At 38.1% G+C, this 25,601-nt stretch carries 24 protein-coding genes; 18 read left to right on the forward strand and 6 right to left on the reverse strand.

The genetic code is table 11. The features are described 5' to 3' along the window. Nucleotides 1-3: 3 nt before the first annotated feature. Nucleotides 4-1,698, forward strand: coding sequence for a bifunctional alpha/beta hydrolase/class I SAM-dependent methyltransferase (locus LC419_RS05725; RefSeq protein ID WP_223606452.1), 1,695 nt, complete (start codon nucleotides 4-6; stop codon nucleotides 1,696-1,698). Between the two features lie 140 nt (nucleotides 1,699-1,838). On the opposite strand, the gene LC419_RS05730 is transcribed toward LC419_RS05725, so the two are convergent. Both LC419_RS05730 and LC419_RS05735 read right to left on the reverse strand, forming a co-directional pair. Further along, nucleotides 1,839-2,408, reverse strand: coding sequence for a YceI family protein (locus LC419_RS05730; RefSeq protein WP_223606453.1), 570 nt, complete (start codon nucleotides 2,406-2,408; stop codon nucleotides 1,839-1,841). Nucleotides 2,409-2,469: 61 nt separating this feature from the next. After that, entirely contained in the window at nucleotides 2,470-2,880 is a 411-nt protein-coding gene (locus LC419_RS05735) for a hypothetical protein (RefSeq protein ID WP_223606454.1), read from the reverse strand. A 55-nt stretch (nucleotides 2,881-2,935) separates the two neighbouring features. On the opposite strand from LC419_RS05735, the gene radA reads away from it, so the two are divergent. Genes radA through LC419_RS05760 form a run of 5 tightly spaced genes read left to right on the forward strand, consistent with a single transcriptional unit; the run spans nucleotide 2,936 to nucleotide 6,472 of the window. Next, nucleotides 2,936-4,285, forward strand: coding sequence for a DNA repair protein RadA (gene radA / locus LC419_RS05740; RefSeq protein WP_072921532.1), 1,350 nt, complete (start codon nucleotides 2,936-2,938; stop codon nucleotides 4,283-4,285). Between the two features lie 12 nt (nucleotides 4,286-4,297). Further along, entirely contained in the window at nucleotides 4,298-4,483 is a 186-nt protein-coding gene (locus tag LC419_RS05745; protein ID WP_223606455.1) for a hypothetical protein, read from the forward strand. Between the two features lie 26 nt (nucleotides 4,484-4,509). Next, nucleotides 4,510-5,178: a class I SAM-dependent methyltransferase gene (locus LC419_RS05750; protein WP_223606456.1), complete on the forward strand. Its 669-nt coding sequence runs from the start codon at nucleotides 4,510-4,512 to the stop codon at nucleotides 5,176-5,178. Next, nucleotides 5,175-5,879, forward strand: a complete 705-nt coding sequence (locus LC419_RS05755) for a VanW family protein (RefSeq protein WP_223606457.1) — start codon at nucleotides 5,175-5,177, stop codon at nucleotides 5,877-5,879. Before LC419_RS05750 ends, LC419_RS05755 begins: the two co-directional genes overlap by 4 nt. After that, nucleotides 5,876-6,472, forward strand: coding sequence for an ACP phosphodiesterase (locus LC419_RS05760; RefSeq protein WP_223606458.1), 597 nt, complete (start codon nucleotides 5,876-5,878; stop codon nucleotides 6,470-6,472). The genes LC419_RS05755 and LC419_RS05760 overlap by 4 nt, the downstream gene beginning before the upstream one ends. A 510-nt stretch (nucleotides 6,473-6,982) precedes the next feature. Here LC419_RS05760 and LC419_RS05765 read toward each other — a convergent pair. Then, entirely contained in the window at nucleotides 6,983-7,498 is a 516-nt protein-coding gene (locus LC419_RS05765; protein ID WP_223606459.1) for a DUF6702 family protein, read from the reverse strand. Nucleotides 7,499-7,581: 83 nt separating this feature from the next. After that, nucleotides 7,582-10,821: a S8/S53 family peptidase gene (locus LC419_RS05770; RefSeq protein ID WP_223606460.1), complete on the reverse strand. Its 3,240-nt coding sequence runs from the start codon at nucleotides 10,819-10,821 to the stop codon at nucleotides 7,582-7,584. Between the two features lie 240 nt (nucleotides 10,822-11,061). On the opposite strand from LC419_RS05770, the gene LC419_RS05775 reads away from it, so the two are divergent. Both LC419_RS05775 and LC419_RS05780 read left to right on the forward strand, forming a co-directional pair. Then, nucleotides 11,062-11,640: a HupE/UreJ family protein gene (locus tag LC419_RS05775; RefSeq protein ID WP_223606461.1), complete on the forward strand. Its 579-nt coding sequence runs from the start codon at nucleotides 11,062-11,064 to the stop codon at nucleotides 11,638-11,640. Nucleotides 11,641-11,707: 67 nt separating this feature from the next. Continuing rightward, on the forward strand, nucleotides 11,708-14,098 hold the full coding sequence (locus LC419_RS05780; protein WP_223606462.1) for a M1 family metallopeptidase: 2,391 nt from the start codon (nucleotides 11,708-11,710) through the stop codon (nucleotides 14,096-14,098). Nucleotides 14,099-14,218: 120 nt separating this feature from the next. Here the strand turns inward: LC419_RS05780 and LC419_RS05785 are convergent, their stop codons facing one another. Both LC419_RS05785 and LC419_RS05790 read right to left on the reverse strand, forming a co-directional pair. Next, nucleotides 14,219-14,917, reverse strand: a complete 699-nt coding sequence (locus LC419_RS05785; RefSeq protein WP_223606463.1) for a LytTR family DNA-binding domain-containing protein — start codon at nucleotides 14,915-14,917, stop codon at nucleotides 14,219-14,221. Then, a complete protein-coding gene (locus tag LC419_RS05790; RefSeq protein ID WP_223606464.1) occupies nucleotides 14,917-16,023 on the reverse strand; it encodes a sensor histidine kinase in 1,107 nt (368 codons plus the stop codon). Before LC419_RS05790 ends, LC419_RS05785 begins: the two co-directional genes overlap by 1 nt. A 151-nt stretch (nucleotides 16,024-16,174) precedes the next feature. Here LC419_RS05790 and LC419_RS05795 point away from each other — a divergent pair, with 151 nt between their 5' ends. From LC419_RS05795 to LC419_RS05835, 10 genes are all read left to right on the forward strand, one after another. After that, nucleotides 16,175-16,870 carry a DUF2490 domain-containing protein gene (locus LC419_RS05795; RefSeq protein ID WP_223606465.1) on the forward strand — a complete coding sequence of 232 codons (696 nt, stop codon included), beginning with the start codon at nucleotides 16,175-16,177 and terminating at the stop codon, nucleotides 16,868-16,870. 18 nt (nucleotides 16,871-16,888) lie between these two features. Beyond that, nucleotides 16,889-18,175, forward strand: coding sequence for a CitMHS family transporter (locus LC419_RS05800; protein WP_090025445.1), 1,287 nt, complete (start codon nucleotides 16,889-16,891; stop codon nucleotides 18,173-18,175). Between the two features lie 218 nt (nucleotides 18,176-18,393). After that, nucleotides 18,394-19,632, forward strand: coding sequence for a cation:dicarboxylase symporter family transporter (locus LC419_RS05805; protein ID WP_223606466.1), 1,239 nt, complete (start codon nucleotides 18,394-18,396; stop codon nucleotides 19,630-19,632). A 100-nt stretch (nucleotides 19,633-19,732) separates the two neighbouring features. Then, complete coding sequence (locus tag LC419_RS05810) at nucleotides 19,733-20,248, forward strand: nuclear transport factor 2 family protein (protein ID WP_223606467.1); 516 nt, start codon at nucleotides 19,733-19,735, stop codon at nucleotides 20,246-20,248. A gap of 49 nt (nucleotides 20,249-20,297) precedes the next feature. Next, the gene (locus tag LC419_RS05815) at nucleotides 20,298-21,017 is read left to right on the forward strand and encodes a hypothetical protein (protein WP_223606468.1); all 720 of its coding nucleotides are present in this window, start codon (nucleotides 20,298-20,300) and stop codon (nucleotides 21,015-21,017) included. A 260-nt stretch (nucleotides 21,018-21,277) separates the two neighbouring features. Next, complete coding sequence (locus LC419_RS24120; protein WP_262901694.1) at nucleotides 21,278-21,412, forward strand: hypothetical protein; 135 nt, start codon at nucleotides 21,278-21,280, stop codon at nucleotides 21,410-21,412. A gap of 175 nt (nucleotides 21,413-21,587) precedes the next feature. Further along, the gene (groES, locus tag LC419_RS05820; protein WP_034723531.1) at nucleotides 21,588-21,866 is read left to right on the forward strand and encodes a co-chaperone GroES; all 279 of its coding nucleotides are present in this window, start codon (nucleotides 21,588-21,590) and stop codon (nucleotides 21,864-21,866) included. Between the two features lie 51 nt (nucleotides 21,867-21,917). Then, nucleotides 21,918-22,274: a four helix bundle protein gene (locus LC419_RS05825; RefSeq protein ID WP_223606469.1), complete on the forward strand. Its 357-nt coding sequence runs from the start codon at nucleotides 21,918-21,920 to the stop codon at nucleotides 22,272-22,274. Between the two features lie 73 nt (nucleotides 22,275-22,347). Continuing rightward, nucleotides 22,348-23,973: a chaperonin GroEL gene (gene groL / locus LC419_RS05830; RefSeq protein ID WP_072921520.1), complete on the forward strand. Its 1,626-nt coding sequence runs from the start codon at nucleotides 22,348-22,350 to the stop codon at nucleotides 23,971-23,973. A 173-nt stretch (nucleotides 23,974-24,146) separates the two neighbouring features. After that, nucleotides 24,147-25,586 (forward strand): hypothetical protein, encoded by a 1,440-nt coding sequence (locus tag LC419_RS05835; protein WP_223606470.1) that lies wholly within the window; start codon nucleotides 24,147-24,149, stop codon nucleotides 25,584-25,586. The last annotated feature ends 15 nt before the right edge of the window (nucleotides 25,587-25,601 follow it).

Here is a 25,601-nt window from a genome sequence, read left to right on the forward strand (position 1 = left end):
ACTATGAACAGCGGACATTTTAAGAGTTTTGACGGCAACAGTATGTTCTACCGCGAGTGGAATTATCAGCCTCAACAGAAAAGCATCATCATAATCCACCGTGGTCATGAGCATTCGGAAAGACTGAATGACATCGCCCAGTCACCCCAGTTTTCGAAGTACAGTATTTTCGCTTTTGATCTTCGCGGACATGGGCATACAGAGACCAAAACCTCTTCTGTTTTCATGGATTATGTAAGAGATCTTGATTCTTTTTCCAAATTTCTGGGATCAAAATACAGTGTGAATATTTCAGATATTTTTGTTTTAGCGAACAGTATCGGAGGGGTTGTAGCTTCGGCATGGGCCCACGATTTTGCGCCTGATATCGCAGGAATGGCACTTCTCGCGCCTGCTTTTAAAATTAATCTTATCGTTCCATTGGCCAATGAAATGATCACACTGGGAACCAAGCTTAAAAAAGGACTGATTATCAAAAGCTATGTAAAATCCAAAATGCTGACCCACGATCCGGAACAGCAAAAAGCTTATGATACAGATCCTCTGATCACCAGATCTATCGACGCAGAACTTCTTATTGACCTTGCCAAAGCCGGAAAACGTCTCGTAGAAGATGCAGAAGCTATCGATACACCTGCCTTGATTCTGGCAGCAGAAAAGGATCATGTGGTTTTTAATAAAGAGCAAAAAACATTTTATGACAAACTTGATACGGATTTAAAGAAATATGAAGTATTATCCGGCTTTTTCCATGGAATTCTGTTTGACACCGGAAAAGAGAAAGTCTACGATAAAGTGGCCGATTTTGCAGAAAAATGTTTCAACAGAACGCATAAAACAGCTTCTCTTCATCCTGACCGTTTCTCGTTAAAGGAATATGAAGATCTTCAGAATAATGTGGGGAACAACCTGAATTTTAAATTTCAGAAATTCTCCCTTAATAATATCGGAAAAATAAGCAATGGAATGGCTATCGGCCTAAAACATGGTTTTGATTCGGGAGCTTCGTTACATTATGTCTATCAGAACCAACCGAAAGGAAAGTTAGGTTTTGGAAAAATGATGGATAAAAATTATCTCAACGCGATCGGCTGGAAAGGTATCCGTATCCGTAAAGAACATCTGATTCAGCTTTTGGAACAAAATATTCAAAGTCTTAAAAAGGAAGGCAGAAAGATTAAAATTCTTGATATTGCCGGAGGAACGGGAAATTATTTATTCGATATTAAAGAAAAATATCCTGAAGCAGACATCGTTATCAATGAATTTGTCAAGGCTAACATTGAGATCGGGGAACAGGTGATCAGGGAAAAAAATTACCAGAATATCCGTTTTACCAACTTTGACTGCTTTGATCCTGAAACCTATAAAAAGATCAACTTCGAACCGAATATCATCATTATTTCAGGAATTCTGGAACTGTTCGGAGACAACGAAATGGCAGCTAAAGCGATTAAAGGAGCGGCTTCTGTTTCTGAAAAAAATTCTTTTGTTGTTTATACGGGACAGCCGTGGCATCCGCAACTGAAAATGATCGCTTATGTTTTGAATAATCATCAGAACAAAGACTGGGTCATGAGAAGACGTTCGCAGAAGGAACTTGACAGAGTCATGAAGCACAGCGGTGTTCATAAAAATGATATGCTGATCGATGATTATGGTATTTTCACCGTTTCTTCGGGGAAAATTAATTCTTAAACTAAAAAATAATCTCGCGCAGATTGAACAGATGTTTGCGTTAAATCGGCGTAATCAGCTGAATCTGCGAGAGCTCAATTCTAATAAAAAAGGTTTTTCAAGTGATTGAAAAACCTTTTTTACCAAAATTATCTATAAAATTACTGTTTTACCAGTTCAAAATATAAGCTTACGTCTACATCTTTAGCTACACCTGCACCGGTTGGATCGTATTTAATTCCGTAGTCCAGACGGTTAACCGTGAATTTCGCCTGGAAACCCATTACTTCCTTTCCCTGCTGGTTTTTTGTCACTCCTCCGAATGTTACCGGAATGCTCACATCTTTAACTGTCTCCTTAATTTTCAGAGCACCTTTCAGAATGTATGTATTATTTTTATCCTTAGTGATTGATTTGCTGTGAAAGCTCATGGCAGGATATTTTTCAACATCAAAAAAATCTGCGCTTTTAAGATGCTTGTCTCTCATATCCGTTCCTGTATTGATAGAGTTCACGTCTACTTCGAATGCAAAAACGGCATTATCTAAATTGGCCGCGTTGGCTGTTATTTTCCCTTCAAATTTATCAAATCTACCCTGTACAAAGTTGATTCCCATGTGCTTAATATTGAAATTTACCGAAGAATGCATCGGGTCTACAGTCCATTCAGTCTGTGCAAAACTCAAAACGCTTAGCAGCGTGAATACGAAAGATAAAAGTACTTTTTTCATTATAACTTATTTTTAGTTGAGTAAAGGTATGATATATCAGTGATTTTGTTCTTGATGTATGTTAGTTTTTAATTTTAGATGCAATTATTCTTGAATAAATTACATCAAAAAGACAGATTATAAGAAAAACACCTACTGAATTTACAAACACCAGCAAATTTGTAAGATGAACATCTGATGTTTCCACAAAATAGGCAAAAGGATTAGTTCCGGACAGCAAGAGCATCAACAGATAAAGGACTTCAAATAAAACAGCAATTTTCCATATCGAATCATAACTCTTCCTGAATAGTAATATCGTTACCCAGGCAATCACAGTAATGATTAAAGACGCTACAATAATAGAAGCTGAAAGCATTCCAAATTGAGCTCCAGACTGTGTAAAGAATCTGCCGGTCCAATCTGCAAGCTGAGCATTGAGAAGACTCATTACAACCAATACAGCCAGACTTTTTAGAATAATATTTTTCATGCCTGAAAATTAATTAAAATTCCAAAAGGACATTCATTTTTTTTAACTTCGCAGTATGGCAAAACTGAAAACAGCATATTTCTGTCAAAACTGCGGAACCCAATATTCCCAATGGATGGGGCAATGCAAAAACTGCGGAGAATGGAACACCCTTGTGGAGGAAGTTGTTGAGAAAACCTCATCCAAAACTCCACCCTTTTCAAAATCAAAACAGCATGTCATCAACATTATTGAAGTGGTGACCAGCGAAGAACCTAGAATAAAAACTCCTTCCGAAGAACTGAACCGTGTTCTGGGAGGCGGTATTGTATTGGGTTCGGTAACGTTAATTGGTGGAGAGCCGGGGATCGGAAAATCTACGCTTCTGCTTCAGCTGGCTCTAAAGATGAAGAAAAAAGTATTCTATGTATCCGGTGAGGAAAGTGCTTCACAGATCAAGATGAGAGCGGACAGGCTGACGGATGTTCAAAACCCAAACTGTTTTCTTTTTACGGAAACTTCACTGGAAAAAATCCTCCATGAAGCCAAAAAACTGGAACCGGATTTCATGATCATCGATTCCATTCAGACTTTACAGTCTCAGTTAATTGAAAGCTCACCCGGAACCGTTTCCCAGATCAGGGAATGTTCCAATGAGATCATTAAATATGCAAAAGAAAATAATACCCCGGTTTTCCTGGTAGGTCACATCACGAAAGACGGCCAGATTGCCGGACCCAAGGTGCTGGAACATATGGTAGACGTAGTTTTAAATTTCGATGGCGACAGAAATCACCTTTTCAGACTGCTTAGAGCCAATAAAAATCGTTTTGGATCTACTTCTGAAATAGGAATTTATGAAATGGTTTCACAAGGTTTAAAGGAAATCAGAAACCCTTCCGAGATCCTGATCACCAAGAAATTTGAAGAACTTTCCGGCAACTCAGTAGCAGTCACTCTGGAAGGAAACCGGCCAATGCTTTTGGAAATCCAGGCTCTGGTAAGTACTGCGGTTTATGGAACTCCGCAAAGAAGTTCTACCGGATTTGATGCCAAAAGACTGAATATGCTTTTAGCTGTTCTGGAAAAACGCGCAGGTTTTCAGCTGGGCGCGAAAGATGTCTTTTTAAATATTACAGGTGGAATCAAAACGGATGATCCTGCACTGGATCTTGCGGTAGTGGCTTCTATTCTGTCTTCCAACGAAGATATTGCGATTTCCGAGCATTTCTGTTTTGCAGGAGAAATCGGGCTAAGCGGAGAGATCCGTCCTATCGCGCAGGTGGAACAGAGAATTACAGAAGCTGAGAAATTAGGCTACGAAAAAATATTTGTCTCCAATCTCAACAAGATTCCGAAAAGAAAATTTGGAATTAAAATCGAGGAAGTGAGCAAAATTGAAGATTTCCACGAAAGGATCTTTTAAAAACCATTCCACATGCAGCTTGAAAATATCCAAAAGTTTGTTCTTGTCCTGCTCTACGGAGGTCTGACCCTGCTTTCATTTACGGTACTGATCAATCCGATGAGGGTCAACAGAAAAGCAAATTTGTTTTTCGGGATGTTTCTGCTTTTGTGGTCCAGCTACTGGATTTTGACTGTTTTACAGTCTAAGCCAGATTGATTATTTTCACTAAAGAATTTAAAATAATGAAAAAAAGTATCCTTGAATACTATAATCACCTGGCAGAAAACTATGAAGAGAACCGTTTTGGAAACTCTTACGGAAAGTATATTGACCGGCAGGAGAAATCATTTTTAAACTCTTTTTTCATCGATAAAAACTATGCTAAAGTTCTGGATCTCGGATGCGGAACGGGCAGGCTTCTTGAATTTGCCACACACGGAGTGGATTTCAGTGAAAAAATGCTTGGCATTGCTTCCAAAAAACATCCGGATAAAATAACAGCTGTCGGCGAGATTTCTAAAATTCCGTTTGATATAACATTCGACTGTATCTTTTGTTTTCACGTCATTATGCATCAGACCAAACAGGAGACAGAAAATTTTCTCCATGAATGTTTTCAGAAATTAAATAACCAGGGCATTTTAATTTTTGATTATCCTACAAAAGCCAGACGGAAAACGGTTTCACCTCAGGAAGACTGGCATGCAGGGAACAGCTTTATTCCGGCTGAAATTTCACATTTAACCCAAACTCAATGGAATATCAGGAGCACCACCGGTATTTTATTATTTCCTGTTCACAGACTTCCGAAAGGCTTAAGGAGTTTTTTTCTGCCCTTAGATATTCTGCTATGCCGTACTTTCATGAAAAAGTGGGCTTCCTATTACATTGTAGTGCTTGAAAAGAAATGAGACGGATCGTAAAAAAACTCTTACCTGATTCTGTAAAACTGCACATCAGATTGTGGCAGCGGTATTTTGATGAACGGAAATCCGGTCACCGTTATCCGACGGAATATGCTGCTGAAAGTATAGGTGAGCATATTTTTAAGCTCAGACAGGTGATCAAAAAGGGAGCATTCAATGACAATAAAATTCACAATTTAAAAGTAGTCAGTGAGAAGATCCATAATCTGGTGATTCAGCCCGGTGAAGTATTTTCTTTCTGGAAATTAATTGGAAAACCTACGCAGAAGAATTTCAAAGAAGGCAGGAATCTCATTAAAAATAATATCTCCAGCGGATCTGGAGGCGGAATCTGTCAGTTTTCATCCATCCTGTATTATGCAGCTCTGCAAACCGGGCTGACGATTGTTGAGAGATATCCCCATTCTATAGATATTTATAAGGAACACGAACGTTTTACTCCGCTGGGCTCTGACTGTACGGTAGTGTACGGCTACAAAGACCTGCAGATCATGAACAACTTTTCTCATCCGGTGCAATTTCAAAGTTTTGTCAGTAATGATGAGCTTCACCTGTGTTTAGTTTCTCCGGTGAAAATTATTTTAAATTCAATTGATTTTAAGTATACGGAAGCGGAAAAAGGAGTTTGGGTGGAGACCTTTGCCGATGGCCGGTTTTTGGGTAAAAATTTTTATATTCGTTTATGAATTATTTAGCCCATTCTTTTCTCACTTTTTCGGACGGACAGATCGTAGGACAGTTTCTTGAAGATTTTATCCGCAACAAAGACCGTTATTCTTTTCCGAAAGATATTCAGGATGGCATTACGCTGCACAGAGCCGTGGATACCTTCACAGATTCGCACCCGGCTATTCATGAGGCTAAAAAAGTATTTGCCCCTTTGGTGAGACTCTATGCCGGAGCTTTTGTAGATGTTGCTATGGATTATTTTGTGGCTACCGATCTTTCCCTGCATTCTCTGGCTGAGTGGAAAGCTCATTCACTAAGGGTGTACAGAGTACTTAACGAAAATGAAGAATGGCTTCCTGACCATTTCAAAATAATGCTGGCTAAAATGGAGCAGGACGACTGGCTGTACAATTACCGCGAAGACTGGGGCATTAAATTCAGCATGCGAAATGTTCTGAATAAGGCCAAATATCTGGAACCGGATATCCCGGTCTACGAAGCATTTCTGAATAACAAACCTTTTCTGCAGGAATGTTATAATGACTTTTTTCCTGATCTTCTTGCTCACACCAAAGGGATCAATGCACTGATCCAGCTTGAAAATAAATAAAAAAGCACTCACAGGGAACGTAAGTGCTTTTAACAATTTGTGTTATTAGAATCAATATCTCATTTTCGGTTATCTTAATCTCCTGTTCCGTGTTGGATAATGAACTTATTGTCGCAATACCTACCTAATCAATGCAAGTTATTGCTGAATTTCAAAATCCCATACAGAATACTTTATTGTATTCCAATCGGTTGTTTAGATCTACTCATCAAATTATAATTTTAATTAAAAATTTCCTTTAAAAAGTGAATTAATAAAAATTAATTAAATCTAAATAGATCTACACAAATATAATTTTTTTTAAATAAAAAACAAATATTACAAACGTTAATTAATAAAATATTAATTATATATAATTTATTAATACAAAAATGTTATTTTTTTTATCAATTAATTATTAAAAATAATTTTAAATGGGATACAATTGAAATTTATTAATCAATAATTAGTGATTTAATATTTATTCAATAAATATACACTGCATAAGAAAAAATGAAGAAAAATGGAGGGCTAAAATTGTCGATACAGATAACGGTTAGGATAGGTCAGCTTTTCGCTTTTCCGGTCACCGTTGACAATCATGTGAACAATATTGATCTGATCATCAAAAAGGTTATACAGGAAGCTTACAGCTGCTTCCAGTTTTTTAGGACTAGTTACGGTTTCAGATTCCAGGAAGACATTCACCGACTCACTGTCTTCTTCATAGCCTACATAATTTATCTTTAAAAACCGGCCGTCAGCTTTTAACTTAAAATATTCAGCGCAGTATTTTTCCAAAGCTTCATTGATCCTGGTCTTATATTTTTCGTCATTAAAGTGGAAAGAACTTCCATATTTCTTCCCCAATCCGTTCTCCAGATCATCCAGAAAAAAACGTCCTGTAATCTCAAAGGATTTTGATTTTGCGTTATAATTAATTTCTACAGAACCTACATGATAAGGATGAACCTCATCTGTTTTTGTAAAACTCTGAAAAATCAGCATGACCGAAAAAATAAAGATGAGAAAAAATTTACCCTGCATTGATTTTATTTTTAAACAAATATAAAAAAAGCAGCAGTTATACAACCACTGCCTTTTATAATGACCGTTTTCGGTTCTTTTAATTATTCTTTAACTACTTTTTTAGTAATCTTTGTATTGTCGTTTAAGGTAATAGTAAACAGATAAACACCTTTTACCAGCGATGAAACATCAATTTTACTTTCCGAATTGTTCACATGGGCTGTGCTGATCAATTTTCCGGAAGCATCATAAATAGTTACGGTAGCTTTAGTATATTTTCCTAATCTTACATTAACAAAGTCTCTGGCAGGATTCGGAGTGATATTAACTTCTGAATTCAGCTTAACATCTGCCGTACCCAGTACAGAAGAGTTTGATTTTACAAAGTATCCTCCAAAACCTGTAGTCTGGAAACTTACTTCCCAATATTGATAGGTTTCATTCCAAACGATATCAGCTACATTAGGCGTTATAACCGTAGCCGAACCACCGAAAGAAACTGTAGTACCTGTATTTGCTGTACTCGTTCCTACAAATTTTTCGATTACAAGATTTACTTTATTAGCATTATCCGTACTTGAAGTAGGTAATTTCACACTGTTTGTCAGATTATAAGTATCAAAGTCAGCCTGTTTGAAATACAAGGTAACCTTCCCTGTAGCTGTGGCAGCATTGTTGGCCGGATTGATCTCATATCTTCTTGAAACGTAATTAGGCTGTGCATTATCCACCCAGACTTTTGAAGTGACATCTCCTGAAACGGTGCTGCCTGTTTCCTTTTCCACTCTCGTGATCAACTGGCATGTATTGGTAAAATAATTATACCCACCCGCTAGTGTTGCTGTTTTATTCAGATTGACCGTAGCCAGGTTTTTCACTTCAGCTACATTTTCATAAACGGTAGCTCTCATTTTAAGATCAAAGGTTCTAGCCGTCCATGCCGTTCCGTTTTGTGAAGTTTTGCTTCGTCCGCTCACTGCAACAGATTCATTTTTCATGGAAACTCTTCCACTCAGTCCATTGATGACAATATAAAAATCTTTGCCGGTCACCATCTGTACATTTAAGCTGGACAGATCTACATAGTTCCACGTAAATCTCTGAACATCATTTACCCATGAGGAAACGGTTTTTGTGGCAATAATATCCCCGGGATCACCATTGGCATCTACTTTTCTTACCTGGATATCAACAGCCATATCAGTTGGAATGGCAGATGTACCCGTTGCAAACGACAAAGCACCTAATTTCCCTGTTAATGTTGGTGTATATCTAACTGCAAATGCAGTGTTATCAAAGAAATTGTTATTTTCTGTATTGGCTACAATGTAAGGTTCATCATAAGTCACCGTTTCAAAATTGGATTGTACACATCCCAATTGATCGGTAACCGCTTTATAAATATCTAATTTTCCGTAACCCCATCTTACGTTCGGGACATTTCCTGTAGCCCCGTCTTTTCTTGCATTAGCAGTAAGGCGGCTCTTCACCTGTGCTGCAGTCAGGGCCGGGTTTGCCTGAAGCAATAAGCCCACGGCTCCTGCCACTCCCGGAGAAGACATACTGGTTCCCTGATTTTTCACATAGAAATTGGTTCCATTGATAATATCCGTTGCTCCGGGAGCAGAATCAACTGATCTCGAAGAAATCACATTCTGGCCTGAACCTGTAATATCCGGTTTTTGAAAACCATCCACCCTTGGCCCCTGCGCACTGAATGAAGAAATCGATTCCTGAGGTATCGTGGTTAAATACCCTCCTGCAGCAGTATACCAGCTTGCTCTTCCCATATATGAAGCTACGGTAATGGCATTGGATGCATTCCCCGGACTTCCTACTACATACTCGTTGTCTCCATTTTGAAGCGAAGCCGCCACTCCTGTTCCTTTGCTGTATAACCAACCATGCGTTGTGATGGGCTGAGTTCCGTTATTGGTAATCTCCAAAGTATAAGTTCCCTGGCAATTCGCTGTGGAACCAGTATTTCTGCTGATCACCAGCTGTACATAACGCTTGTTATTATCTGTACTGGAATAATTGTACATGGATGCAGTAAAGCCTCCTCCTATTATGCTGTGTGGTGTATTGGTCCCGATGTTTTGTGTATACTGCTGTCCATCCGGAGCGGTCAGTTTGGCGGTAACGGCTGTGTCATTATTGGCATACATCAGAAATGCAAATACCGAAGAAGCAGAGGTGTTACTGCCAACCGTAAACGTATAAGACTGTGCAGCATTCGGTTCTATATCCACTTTTCTGTGCAGATTGGCCCCATAATCATTTCCTGCCGAAATCACGACTACTCTTCCAGGAGCTGCAGTGGTGAAATTATTAACGGCCACTTCATGAGATGATGTTCCGTCATGTGCGCTTCCCTGCCCTCCGATGCTCATGTTGACCACAATGGGTTTATTTAAAGCGGTGGCAACATTTTGAAAATAAGTTAAAGCATTAATCGTATTGGTAGTAGGAAAAGATCCGTTTCCTCCTTTTACAAAAACGATATCCGCTTCAGAAGAAAAACCTTTGTGTCTTTTATCTGCAAAAGCAGCTCCGTTTCCAGCAGCGGTTCCGGATACGTGCGTTCCGTGACCGTTGATATCATTTTCACGGACAAAACCTGCCGGAGTACCGTCCAGCTCATCTTCAATCTGGGCTCTTGTATATTCTACTCCTGTTGCAAATCCTGTTGGAGGTACTTCACCTCCCTGTGCGGTCAATGTCTGATCCCAAATGGAAACAATTCTGCTTTTCGTCTGGTCAGCAGCTTTTCTGAAATCGGGATGTTTCCAATCTATCCCTGTATCATATACTCCTACCAGAATTCCGGTTCCGTTGTAAGCGGTATTATTGAAAACACCATCCTGCAGAAGGCTTGCTCCGGACTGGGCTCTGCTCACATCATTATGAAGTTCATCAAACGTGGGTGCCATTACAGAAGTTACATAGGGAAGCTGCATGAGCTTTTCAATATCTTCGATGGTCACCAGAGCAGTGGCAAAACCAGGCAACTGACTTTGTACTAAAAACCCGTCAGCTTTAAGTTTCTCTGGGGTTTTTGTATAAATAATGCATGAATACATGGTTTGTGCTCCTTTGGAAGTCACCACCAGATGTTTATCCAGTTTCATGTCATCACGCTCCATATCTTTTATGGCGTTTCCTCTGGCTAGAATCTCCTTGTTTTTTACCAAAACATCAAACCGGGAATCTAGTTTCTGCACCTGTCCATAAAAAGCATACGAGTACAATCCTAAAAAAGCAGCGGTCGCGTTTCTCAGAAACTTCGCTCCTCCATTCGGAATGTTTACTTTTGTAAGAAATAGTTTTTTAAAATGCATATTTAAGTTTTTTTAACATTACAATTATACAATATTTATCTCATAAACAATCTCAACAAAACATCAATATTATTCATAAAAACAAAAATACTACGTAAAATAATTCACTATATCGTTCCAAAAAACCGGAAATTAACTATTACAACATATTCTTAAATAAATTATATTCTCAATCATCCGTTAAAAAAATATTTCTTCAAATACGATCAATAACAAAAAAAACAATAAACATTACTCAAAATGCAGGATTTTCTTTTCTATTTAAACCTTGGCTGGGAACATATTATTTCTCTGGATGCGCTGGACCATCAGCTGTTTGTTTTAGCCCTGATCGCCGTATATTCTTACAGTGACTGGAAAAAAATACTGATCCTTGTGACTGCTTTTACCATCGGGCATTCCATTACCCTTGCTCTCAGCATTCTTGATGTGTTCCGGGTTCCTTCTGCGTGGGTGGAGTTTTTAATTCCACTGACGATCGTCATTACTTCTTTGGATAATATTCTGATGAAAAATAAAAAGCAGACCCAGATGAAAGCCAATTATTATCTCGCTCTGATCTTCGGTTTGATCCACGGCATGGGTTTCGCCAATACGGCAAGGGTGATGATCGCCAAAAGTCAAAATATCGCTGTTCCGCTATTAGGGTTTAATATCGGGCTGGAACTTGGTCAGATCGTCATTGTTTTGGGCATTCTTATCCTTTTATTTGTCCTGCTGAAAATCTTTAAGGTCAATAAAAAAGACTGGATCCTGTTTGTATCTTCCGGAGTTTTTGCACTGGCTTTAAAAATGACTTTGGAAAGACTTCCTTTTTAACTTTGAAACATTTTCAATTTTTCAGCTACTTATTATTATCTTTGGTAATTATTAAATCAATTCGGTAATGAAACTAAAAACAGTTCTACTTTCATTTTCTGTATTTGCTTATACAGGTTTCACCGCACAAAATATCCAGAATAATCCTGGAAGTAATCACGGAAACAGATTCGAACAGCTGGGAACTATTCTCCCGACTCCCAATATTTACAGGACGGCTTCCGGATCTCCCGGACACGGCTATTGGCAGAACAGGGCTGACTATGATATTACCGCTTACCTTGATGAAGACAAAAGAAATCTGAAAGGTTCTGAAACCATTACCTATTATAACAATTCTCCCGATGACCTGGATTATATCTGGCTTCAGCTGGACGAAAACGAACAGTCCACTGTTAAAAACGCTGGTTTTCAGTTTCCATCTACCCTTCCTGCTTCTTCCCATGATCAACAGCTAAAGGTCACTGAACTTCCGGAAAAAGACAACGGCTATGGCGTGAATCTGGAAAAGGTAACGGATGCTTCAGGAAATCCTCTGAAATACACGGTTAACAAGACGATGATGCGTATTGATCTGCCGAAGGTTTTAAAGAAAGGTGAAAAACTGGTCTTCAAAGTAGACTGGAACTATAATATCCCAAACAGAATAAAAATGGGCGGCCGCGGCGGTTATGAAAATTTCGCTGAAGACGGCAATGACCTGTACACGATGACACAATGGTATCCGAGAATGTGCGTATACAGTGATTTTCACGGATGGCAGAACCACCAGTTCACGGGACGCGGTGAATTTGCATTGGTATTTGGAAATTTTAAAGTTTCGATGAATGTTCCTGCAGACCATATCATAGGTGGAACCGGCGAATGTAAAAACTATGAACAGGTTTTAACATCAGATCAAATAGCCAGATACCGAAAGGCTGAAAGTGCCACTGAACCTATTGAAATTGTAACATTAGACGAGGCGAAAAAAGCAGAGAAAAATCATTCAAAGCAGAGAAAAACATGGAATTTTGAAGCTAACGATGTAAGAGATTTCGCATGGACCTCATCCAGAAAATTTGTCTGGGATGGAATGCGCGTTACGATTCCTGAAAACAACAATAAAGTAATGGCGATGAGTTTCTATCCAAAAGAAGCTTATGGACTTTACAGAAAATATTCGACAAAAGCAGTTGCTCATACGATCAAAACCTATTCTGAATTCACGATTCCTTATCCATATCCTGTCGCACAGTCTGTAGAAGCAGCCAACGGAATGGAATATCCGATGATCTGTTTCAATTTCGGAAGAACTGAAAAAGACGGAACGTATTCTGAAGGAACCAAGAACGGAATGATCGGCGTAGTGATCCACGAAGTTGGACATAATTTCTTCCCGATGATCATCAACTCCGATGAAAGACAGTGGAGCTGGATGGATGAAGGATTAAATACGTTCACGGAATATCTTACGGAAGAGAAATGGGATAATAAATTCCCTTCCAAAAGAGGTCCGGCATGGACCATCACCGATTATATGAAGCTGCCGAAAGATCAGTTGGAGCCCATTATGAGTAATTCTGAAAACATTATTCAGTTTGGTCCGAATGCCTACTCAAAGCCGGCGACCGGACTTAATATTCTCCGTGAAACGATCATGGGAAGAGAACTTTTTGACAAAGCTTTTAAAACTTATGCTAAACGATGGGCCTTCAAACATCCGGAACCTGCAGATTTCTTCCGCACGATGGAAGATGCCAGTGGTGAAGATCTTGACTGGTTCTGGAGAGGATGGTTCTATGGAACGGATCCTGTAGATATTGCCATCGATAAAGTAACTGTGGCAGTTCCGGATCTCAACACGCCGCCAAAAGAAGCCAAAGAAATAAAGTATAAAGTGGAAAAACCTCTTCAGAATGATTTTGAAGATATTTCTAAAATCAGAAATAAAGAAGATAAGAACATCACTTTCTATGTAGATAAAGATAAAGAGCTCCAGGATTTCTATTACCGATACGACAGAGGTCAGGAGAAATTGGATGCCGTAAAAGAATACACCGTAAAAACGGAAGCCGGTCAACCGTTGGATGCTAAGGATAAAGAGAAATTCAAAAACCTGACCGGCTACCAGATCGATTTCGTAAATAAAGGTGGACTGGTAATGCCGATCATTCTTGAATTTACTTTTGAAGACGGATCCAAACTGTACGACAAATCATCTGCACAGATCTGGAGACAGAATGAGCAGAAAGTTTCAAAGACTTATTATTTTGATAAAAAGATCAAGTCGATTCAGCTGGACCCGATGAGAGAAACTGCGGATATTAATACTTCCAATAATTTATGGAGCAGTTCCGGTACGGATACTCAGGTTTCCAAATTCCAATTGTTTAAACAGAAACAGGGAGGCGGGCCGGTAAGAGGTGGTGCCAACGGAAAAGTAAACCCGATGCAGGCCGGCGGAAAGAAATCATAAAAACTATAAAGGTTGTTTCAAATTTGAGACAACCTTTTTTCTTATAATTAATACGACGGATTTATGATTTGGCTAAAGCCAAAATCTGTGGGATCTTTGGGAGATCCTCAAATGTTCATTTTAATTCAAATAAGCCTTTAAAGAATTTTTATACGTTCTCCCCAATGGAAGTTTTTCTCCATCTTTGAGATACACATTCGCGGTATCATACGAACTGATATGAGAAGATAGAACGATATAGGATTTGTGAATTCTGATAAAGCCCAGGTTTTGAAATTTCTCTTCAAAATTGGACATCCGCTCAAGAATCATGTACTTTTTCAAATGGGTCACCAGAATGATATATTCCCCGAATCCCTGTACCCATCGCACATCATCCAGAAGAACTTTGTGCATCACGTAATTGGATTTGAACATGATAAAATCTTCTTTCTTCTGCTGTTCGGTAGAATTTTTGAACTGCATAAAATCTTTCGCCTTATTGATCGCTTTTCTGAATGTTTCAAAATCGACAGGCTTTACAAGATAATGGACAACATCGAGTTCAAAAGCTTTGACCGCGTATTGGGTTTCCAATGTCAGAAATATACACAGCGGTTTATAAGGAAGCTGATGCAGGAGCTCAATTCCATTGATGTAGGGCATATTGATATCCAGAATCACCAGGTCTACCGGGTTCTGCTTAAGATATTCCAGTGCTTCTTCAGGATCCTGAAAAACCTTCAGCAGATCCACGTCTTCCATCTGCCCGCAATACTTCTGGATCAGCTGGAGCGCCGGATATTCATCATCTACACTTACAATCGTCAGATTAGCCATTACAGTTTAATTTTTAAAATAGTCTGATAGTTGTTATGGTCTGCAGGTTCGGATATAAAAGTATATTTTCCCGCATAGTTTTTTTCCAGAATATTGATGACTGCTTCATTTCCCAAGCCGCTGTCATTCATATTTCCGACAAGATTTTTTTTCTTTGATACAGAATTTTCAATCTCAAACAAAAGTTCCTGATCCTGTATTTTATAGCTGACATTGATATAAGTCTCCGCCTCTATTCCCACCGCTGAATGCTTCAACGCATTTTCAAATAAGGTAAGACAAACAGATGGCGGAATATCAATTAATTCCAGGGTTTCTTCATCCTGAATATCGAAATTGATGTTCAACACATTATTATACTTTAACTGATACAATCCAGCCAGGGATTTAATAGATGAAAATTCCTGAGCCATAGAAATCTTTTCCTTTCCGGTATCATAAATCACATACTGAAGCAGTTTACTGAGCTGCAAAATGGATTCTGACGTATTTTCTGAAGGCTGGAAACTTTTGGAGTAAATATTATTAAGCGTATTCAGCAGAAAATGGGGGTTCATTTTAGATTTAAGCAGATCAAGGTACAACTGGTCTTTTTCTTCTCCCAAATCTTTAAAATCCTGTTCGATAAGAAATTTATCCTTGGTGATGCCTAAAAACGAAGCCACCAATATCACAATTCCCTGCGCTGTATACACATTGTACAGGAATTTGGTATTGGAAAGGGTTTCATTGAAATTCATGTGAAACACCGCCGGCTGTAATAAAATCCGGAAAAGGCTCGACACCAGAAAACTGATCAGGGCATAGAGGATGAACTCGGGATATTTATTGGAAAGATAAAATTCCGGGACCAGATAAAAATAGACAAGACTGTAAATTCCGACATTAAAAATAATGACCGATACAACACTCCAGATGAGTTCCGGAACGTCTAAAAAGTAGTTTTCAGTAAAAAAAGTGATGACAATGAAGATCAAAAGGAAAAAAATGTGCTGAAACTTCAACAAAAATCCCCAATGATATTCCATCAGTCTTTTCAACACTTTCGCATTAAACAAAAGCCTGAAAACCAGTAATATAAATACAATATTTAGAATTAAAAACATCTAAAAAATCCAAATTTCAATCTTTCAAATATACCATCTTTTTTACCCCATCGTGCAGTTCACTGATAAAAACTGTCATTGATTGAAAAATAAATCTGCGGCTGGTTCTTATAAATATATTTGAGACATCAGGATATTAACTCAATATTACATGAAAATTAAATTCAGATTAATCATCATTTTGATGCTGGGAATGATCCGGCTCGCCAACGCGCAAAGCCGAGATAACTACAATATGTGGTTTCAGTATCTGATGTCCGCAAGACTCACCGACAAAAGTACACTGACTGCCCTTTCGCAGTACCGTTCTTTTGATCTCGCGTATGACACAAGACTTTTCCTGGTTTCTGCGTATGTAGATTATGAAGTGGCCAATGAAGTGAAACCCGCTGCCGGATTCATGTTTCTGGTTCTGGATTCCTATAAATCTGACAATTCAAAAAAAGAGCGGTATGAAAAAAGGCCTTTCCAGCAAGTGACATTGGGAGGTAATATCGGAAGAACTTCCGTCTCGCACCGCTTCCGGGTGGAAGAACGTTTCATCAGCAATCCGGATGAGTTCATCGTCAGACTCCGTTATCTGATTTCCCTGAGAATTCCTTTTAACAGAAAGGGAGAAAAAGAAAAACTGTACGGCATTCTGAAAAATGAATTGAGGATGAATGTGGTGAAGGAAGATCCGTTTGACAGTAACCGTTTAACAGCCGGACTTGGAATTAAAGTCGGAAAAAACTCAGCCATTGAAGTCGCTTTTATCAATCAGCTGGAGACCGGATCTACGAGTAATTACGGCTACATCGGCTACAGAAACAGTTTCGACTGGAGAAAGAAAAACAAAAATAAATAACTATAAATCAAATCATCTATGCTTACATTCCTTGGATTCGTCATGATTCTGATCTTCATGGTTCTGATCATGAACAAAAAAATGACTCCGCTTACGGCATTGGTCATCGTCCCGGTAACCGTAGCTCTCTTTGCAGGGTTTGGTCCTGAACTGGGAGAAATGATGAAAAACGGGGTCAAAGAAATAGCCCTTACCGGCGTTATGCTGATCTTCGCCATCCTGTATTTCAGTTTAATGATCGATACGGGACTTTTTGAGCCTTTGGTCAATATTATTTTAAAAGCAGTTGGGGATAATCCCATTAAAACCACCATAGGAACAGCAGTTCTTACTGCTCTGGTTTCTCTGGACGGTGACGGCTCTTCCACTTATTTAATTGTGGTAGCTGCAATGCTTCCCCTTTATAAAAAACAGGGCATGAACCCGTTGATTCTTACCTGCATCATTATGCTGGCAGGACAAATCATGAATATTCTCCCGTGGGGCGGTCCTACAGCAAGGGTTATGAGCTCTCTGAAACTGGGACACACAGAAATTTTTGTGCCTATGATCCCGATTATGGCAATCGGTATTCTGTGGGTGATATTCGTGGCCTATATTTTGGGAAGAAGAGAAAAAATAAGAATTGCCAAGCATGGAAAATTTACCAATTATAACACGAATGATATCATCGGCGAAGTAGATCTTAAACTTAGACGTCCCAAGTTGATCCTGATCAATCTGGCTCTTACCATCACTCTTTTGGTGGTGATGATCCTGGACCTTGTTCCATTGGGAATTGCCTTTATGATCGCTTTCTGTATTGCTTCCATCATTAATTATCCCAAATTAAAAGACCAGCAGAAAATTATTTCAAAACATGCGGGCAATGCTTTGTCTGTAGCAGGAATGATCTTCGGGGCAGGAATCTTTACAGGAATTCTGAATGGTTCCGGCATTATGCAGGCGATGGGAAACAGTATGATAGAAATCGTTCCGAAAAGCTGGGGCGGTTATCTGAATATTGTAACAGCTGCTTTCAGTATTCCATTGACTTTTTTCCTTTCGAATGATGCTTATTATTTTGGAATACTCCCTATTATTGTCGCTACCGGGCATCAGCTGGGTATTTCTCCGGAAATTCTTGGGAGAGCGAGCCTTATCGGACAGGGGTCACACCTTTTGAGCCCGCTGGTTCCGTCTACTTATTTATTGGTATCGCTGGCTGGTGTAGAATTTTCAGATCATTTGAAATATACGTTAAAATGGGCATTGGGATCTTCAATTGTCATGTTGATCGCAGCATTGATTCTTGGAGTGATTTAATCGAAAGATGGAAGTTTTTATTGGACGCAGTTTTAAAATTAATGGGTAAATTTTAAAGCTTAATAATCAGGATTTAAAAATCAATAGAAACCGGTTGGAAGTTGTATTTTCCTCTTCAAAAACATCCATCTTCCACCTTCCATCTTCCCTACCCCATTATTCTATTTCAGATGTAAAAAAAACAACAGATCTTTGTACGGACAGTATATTTTATTCAAATGAACCTTTTTGAAACCCAAAAAACATTCACAGGAAGATATTTAAAAAATCTCACCTTATATGTATTTGCCGCCATTCTCGGTGGAGTGCTCACAGGACATTATGCACCTGAGGCAAGCATTCAGTTGGGAATTGTGAGCCGGTATTTCTTTTTGGTTCTGGAAATGCTGATCCTTCCGATTATCTTCATGGCCATCATGTATGGAATCTGCCAGCTTTCGGGGATCAGAAATGCGAGAAGCATTGTTTGGAAGACGATTCTGTATTTTCTGATCATCAGTTCGGTCGCTATAATTTTAGGATTCATTTTCGGATTTGCGGTAAAACCGGGTGCTGATACGGGAATTAATACGGCAAAGATCAGCAGATCTCTTCCCAAAACATTTGAGATTAACGACAGCACTTTATCCGGAAGTCTGTATCTCAACAGACACGGAATTTTCTTGCTTGTTTCCATCGTAGCCGGCATTTTCATGAATCTTTCCGGAGCAAGAGAGAAATTCCTGAACATCCTGGATCGTGGCCTTAAGATTTTTTATACGGTCATTAAATACCTCTACATTATCCTTCCTGTTATTATTTTCTGCAATATTGCTTATGGGGTTTCAGTATATGGCATCAATACCCTTTTGCCACTCAGTAAAGTGGTAGCAACGGTTTATCTGGCTGATATCGTTTTTATCTTTGGAATTCTGGGGGGTGTCGCGTATCTGTTCAAAATCCAGTTGTGGAAATTTTTGCTGGATTTAAAGGAAGAAATCATTCTTGTAGTCACCACATCCTCTTCCAAGACTGCCTTCCCGCTGATCTTTGAAAAAATGGAATCCGAAGGGTACAGCAGAAAAATTTTAAGATTTGTGATTCCTTTGGGATATAACTTTAATCTTTCCGGGGCGTGTATTTACATTTCCGTGACGTGTTGCTTTCTGATTCAGTTTTATAATATTTCATTAACTGTCAGTGATTATCTCTGGCTTTTCATCATTATTTCCGTGACTTCGAAAACGGCATCGGGAGTTCCGGGATCAGGTTTTCTGGCCCTTATTTTTACGTTGAACAGATTTGGAAAGATTCCGCTGACGGATATTGCCCTTCTTTACAGCGTTGACCGTTTTATGAATGAAGCGAGATCTGTCACCAATTTTATCAGCATTGCGATTTCAGGGGCGGTGATCTCGAAGATCAATCAGGTTTCAAAGAATCATTTAGCCGATAAATCCAAGGCTAAAATGCTGTAAAACACTTCAATTATTCTTTTAAGGCATTAATACTCAATATTTTTCCGTTCTCTTTCTGCATTTTTTGTAATTTGGTTTCATCCAAACTCAACAGAAAATCATGAACAATATACTTCTGACGCTCAGTATCTTTCTTTTAGGATTTAACCTGACGTATTCACAAAATAAAACGGAAACAGAGAAACATAAAGTTGAGCTTCGAAAGGTATTGGATACTTTTATGTCCAGCTTAAAAGCCAAAGACAGCACCAGCCTGTACAATTTATTTTATGACGGACCTGTCACCTGGGTGGGTGTCTATAAAGATAAAACGCAGCAGAAAAGAATTGAGAAAGATCCCAAATCCTCAGATCACAAATTAGCCGATTATAAATCCTGGTTCAGAAGTACAACCAAAGGATCTGTAAAAGAAGAAAAGTTTTCTAACGTCAATATTGATACCGACGGCAGCATAGCTTCAGTAACCTTTGATTTCAGTTTCTGGGCCGGCGGAAAGAAAGGCTTGTGGGGAAAAGAATCCTGGGGACTGGTGAAAATTAAGAATGAATGGAAGATCACCAGCGTCATATTTTCAATGGAACAGGAAAGTATTTCTCCCGAACCTCAAAGAGAATAATAAAGCTGTAACTTTTTGAAAATGAGTAACACTTATTATTAAAAAAATCATGAGAACATTTCTTGTCCTTTTATTAGTAAGCAGCGTTCATTTATTTTCGCAGAAACTGCTTACCCCAGCCAACAGCAGTATTGATGCTAAACTGATCAAAGATGAAACCTCGGAAGCGGTCTGGTATGCTGACAATGCAGGAACAAAAACAGAAATAGGAAGCATCATCACCGAGCTTAAAAAATTAAACAAAACGGATCTCCTCATTAGAACTACCGTAAAGCTAAAGCAGGCTCCTGATGCCAAGTGGACGGATTCTACCATCGTAAAAACAGCCAGTTTCGAACCTGTCTATCATTCCTCTTTTAATATGATGAGGGATATGGTGCTCAAATCGGGCAAAACGAAAGTAACCGGGTATTATCTTAATAAAAAATCTCAGGAAAAACACAGTATAGACATTCCGGCAGCCAATTATTTCGACAGCAGCAGTTATCCTATGATGATCCGGTTTTCTCCGCTTAAAGAAAATTATACCGCTGACCTCTCCATTTTTGATTATAATCCGGATGCCAAACAGGGGCTCATAAAAGCCTATATACTGGAAGTAAAGAAAACCGATTACGACGGAAAAAAAGTCTGGGCCGTAAAAACAACGGATGATATCAGAGACAAAACAACATTCGTTACCTACTATATCGATCCCGAAACCCGAAAAATTCTGAAACAGGATATGGATCTCGGCGGCAAAAAAATGACACTGGAAACCATCAAATAAAAATCTCTAAAGTTTACTGTAACGGTAAACTTTTTCTTTTTAATAGACAATCCAAATGATAAATCCTTCATACTCCCTGTTACAGCACAATCATTAAACAACTGATAATCAAAATACAAACATCAACAATAAATCTACATACAGTGTATTATGTAATGATATTTTTTTTATCTTTGAATTAACACTTACCACACCAAATCGTCAAAAATCCTGATTGACCCTAAATGTTCAGGAATGTAAAACAAATTAAATATTAATCTATGAAAAATGCTAAATCATTAAGCAGAGACGCGCAAAAATCTATCATCGGAGGTGCGGCGAGACTTGTTTGTTGCGAACGCGACGATCAGGGAAAATGTACTTTATGGATCGGGCCTGGACAGCACTGCCCTTAATTCAATGAATAAGTAGAGTTAAATACAAAAGCCGGAAGTTTCCGGCTTTACTTTTTTCATTTTTCTGCCAAATTTTCACACTTGAAATTAAAACTCTGCCATTTCATCCACAGGGACCTCATGGCATACATTTAGAGAATTATAATGGAGAATTAATTAAAAAATAAAATATATTATGTCAGTAAACTTTAAACCATTAGCAGACAGAGTTCTTATCGAGCCTATCGCTGCAGAAACTAAAACAGCTTCAGGTATTATTATTCCGGACACTGCGAAGGAAAAGCCGCAGGAAGGTACTGTAGTAGCAGTAGGTCCAGGTAAAAAAGATGAGCCTACAACTGTTCAGGTAGGTGACAAAGTTCTTTATGGAAAATATTCAGGTTCTGAATTAAAATTAGACGGGAAAGATTTCTTAATCGTTAAGGAAGGAGATTTACTTGGAGTAATCGGATAGCTTCTAGCTATTGGCTTTTGGCTAATGGCGTTTCTGCATATAAATTAGTATATGAGAGATTTTAAGAAATTTGAAGTTTGGCAATTAAGTCATCAGTTGACTTTAAAAATTTATGCTTCAACCAGAAGTTTTCCTAAGGAAGAAGTTTTTGGACTTACCTCTCAAATCAGAAGATCATTTGCTTCAATTGGATATAATATTTCAGAAGGAAGCGGTAGAAATTCAGATAAAGAATTTGCTAATTTTATCAATATTGCTTTAGGATCGTCTAATGAAGCTGAAAACCAATTAATTCTTGCTAAAGATTTAGGATATATTAATGAAGATGATTATCTGATCTTTTTAGATGAATTAACAACATTAAAAAAGAAGCTTGTCACATTATGGAACAGGCTAAAGGCAAATTAAAAAAATCAAACATAAACTTGCGGCTAGGTTAAGGCTCAAAAGCCAGAAGCCAGTCGCCAAAAGCTTAAATAAAATGGCAAAAGAAATAAAATTCGATATTGAATCAAGAGACGCTTTAAAAAGAGGGGTTGATGCATTGGCTAATGCAGTAAAAGTAACGTTAGGACCAAAAGGTAGAAACGTAGTGATTGAGAAATCTTTCGGTGCACCTCACGTAACTAAGGACGGTGTTTCTGTAGCAAAAGAAATCGAACTTGAAGACAGAGTAGAAAATATGGGAGCGCAGATGGTAAAAGAAGTGGCTTCCAAAACTAATGATATCGCAGGAGACGGTACTACTACCGCTACTGTATTGGCACAGGCTATCGTAAGAGAAGGTCTTAAAAACGTAGCTGCAGGTGCAAACCCAATGGATTTGAAAAGAGGGATCGACAAAGCAGTTACTGCTGTTGTTGCAAGTCTTAAAGCTCAGTCTAAAGAAGTTGGAGATTCTAAAGAAATGGTAAAGCAGGTAGCTTCCGTTTCTGCAAACAACGACGAAACCATCGGATCTCTGATCGCTGAAGCTTTCGGAAAAGTTGGTAAAGAAGGAGTAATTACTGTAGAAGAAGCTAAAGGTATCGATACAACCGTAGACGTTGTGGAAGGTATGCAGTTCGACAGAGGATACCAGTCTCCTTACTTCGTGACTAACCCTGAGAAAATGGTAGCTGAAGTAGAAAACCCTTATATCCTTTTAGTAGAGAAGAAAATCTCTTCTATGAAAGAATTGCTTCCGGTTCTTGAGCCTATCGCACAAAGCGGAAAATCTCTGTTAATTATCTCTGAAGAAGTAGAAGGTGAAGCTTTAGCAACTTTAGTGGTAAATAAATTAAGAGGTTCTCTTAAAATTGCTGCTGTAAAAGCTCCAGGATTCGGAGACAGAAGAAAAGCAATGTTGGAAGATATCGCAATCCTTACAGGTGGACAGGTGATTTCTGAGGAGCAAGGTTTCACTATGGAAAACATCTCTTTAGATATGCTTGGAACGGCTGAGAAAGTAACTATCGATAAAGATAACACGACGATCGTAAATGGTGGTGGTGATGAAGCTAAAATCAAAGGAAGAGTAGCTCAGATCAAAGCTCAGATGGAAACGACTACTTCTGACTACGACAGAGAAAAACTACAGGAGAGATTGGCTAAATTAGCTGGTGGTGTTGCCGTACTTTATGTAGGTGCAGCTTCTGAAGTTGAAATGAAAGAGAAAAAAGACAGAGTAGATGATGCTCTTCACGCTACAAGAGCAGCCGTTGAAGAAGGTATCGTAGCTGGAGGAGGTGTTGCTTTAGTAAGAGCGATCACTGCTTTGGAAAACCTTACAGGAATCAATTCTGACGAAACTACAGGGATCAAAATCGTGAAAAGAGCGATCGAAGAGCCATTGAGACAAATCGTAGCTAACGCAGGAGGTGAAGGTTCTGTAATCGTAGCGAAAGTTGCGGAAGGTACAGGAGATTTCGGATACAATGCTAAAACTGACGAGTATGTGAACATGCTTGAAGCAGGAATCATTGACCCAACTAAAGTAACAAGAGTTGCCCTTGAAAATGCAGCTTCTGTTTCCGGAATGCTTCTTACTACTGAGTGTGTCATCACTGAAGTAAAGAGCGCTGAACCTGCTATGCCAATGGGAGGTGGAATGCCGGGAATGATGTAGTCATCACCGATGCTTTAAATATATAAGCCGCTCTGCTTTTGCAGGGCGGTTTTTTTGTTTTACAAAAATCTAATGGACTTTTTACTTGAAACTTTATTCGCAATTGTATATATTGTATATTGGTGCAATGCGTAAATTTGAATGTTAGCAGATATTTTAGAAAAAACCGAACAATGAAAAGAATTATACTTTTATTATTGACACTATTTAGTTTGACATTAAGCTATTCTCAAAATCTTTATCCTGAAAAATACAAAGATTGTAGTTTAACTTCCTTTTGTCTTGATTGTGGAGAAACTAGAGCTGAACCTCAAAACTCAATAATAAATGAATTGTTAAACAAATTTGATAAAAAGAGTTTGAGTAAAATAATAGGAAAGATTGAAGTACAAATTTTAATTGACGAATATGGAAAGCCTTGCCTGCTAAGTTCATTAAATCAAACTAATATCTCATCAAAAAAACTAGGTTTACAGAATGCAATAAACTCAACATCAAATTGGGAACCTGCGATTTCAGAAAATAAAAAAACAAATAGCTCTGTTTCGCTAATTTTTGAATTTGAAAATAGCAACTTTTCTGCAAAGCGTAAAGTCTTTGACTTTAAAAATCAATCAAATGCAAAATCTGTTGGAAGTCCTGATATAAAAGGAACGGATAAAGAAAAACTTTCAAAACGTTGGACTGTATTCACCCAACAGAACTCAGAATTACCTTGGGATATGACAAGAGTTGTTGCAAATGATTTGGACAATAATATTTGGATTGGAACAGATAATGGAATTGTAAAAATAAATAATGGAAAATGGGAACATTTTAACTCAAAAAATACATTAATCTCTCCTCCTGATTATAATAAAAATGAAACACAATCCATACGAGATTTAGAAGTTGACAAAAATAACAATAAGTGGTTTGTTGCCGGTTGGGATGTTTATAAATATGACAATAAAAACTGGATAAAATACGACTCAATAAATTCCCCAATAAATTGGGCAAGAAGAATATTTGTTGACCACTCAAATAATGTATGGTTTACGTCTTGGGATGGGGTAGCAAAGTTTGACGGAAAAAAATGGTCAGTAATTAACAAGCAAAATTCAAATCTACCAACTGACAAAACCCTTGGTGTTTATGTAGACCAGAAGGATAGAATTTGGATTGGAACATTTGAAGGAAATGTAATGGTCGAAAACGGTGTAACGAAATTGTTAAACGAGAAAAATTCGCCTTTATCAAAAGCGTACATTTCAAAAATCTATGAAGATAAAAAAGGGAATTTATGGTTTGACTTATACAACGATAAATCAAATGAAGCTGGAATTTACGTATTAGATTTACAACAAAAATGGACAAGAATAAATCATTCAAATCCTAAAATGTTCAGCGAAAATGCAATCAATGATTTTTATTTGGATGAAGAAACCAACTTGTTATGGATAACATTAAATGGAGTTGGTGTTTTAAGTTATGACACAAACTCAAAAAAATGGGAAACTTACACAAATGAAAATTCAAACGTTCCAAGTATTCATTGCGAGAGAATAACGAAAGACAAAGATGGTTCGATTTGGATTGCAACTTATGCTGGAGTAATCAAACTTAATAAATAAAAAAGCATCTGATAA

Source organism: Chryseobacterium sp. OSA05B (assembly GCF_019970065.1).
GTDB lineage: Bacteria > Bacteroidota > Bacteroidia > Flavobacteriales > Weeksellaceae > Chryseobacterium.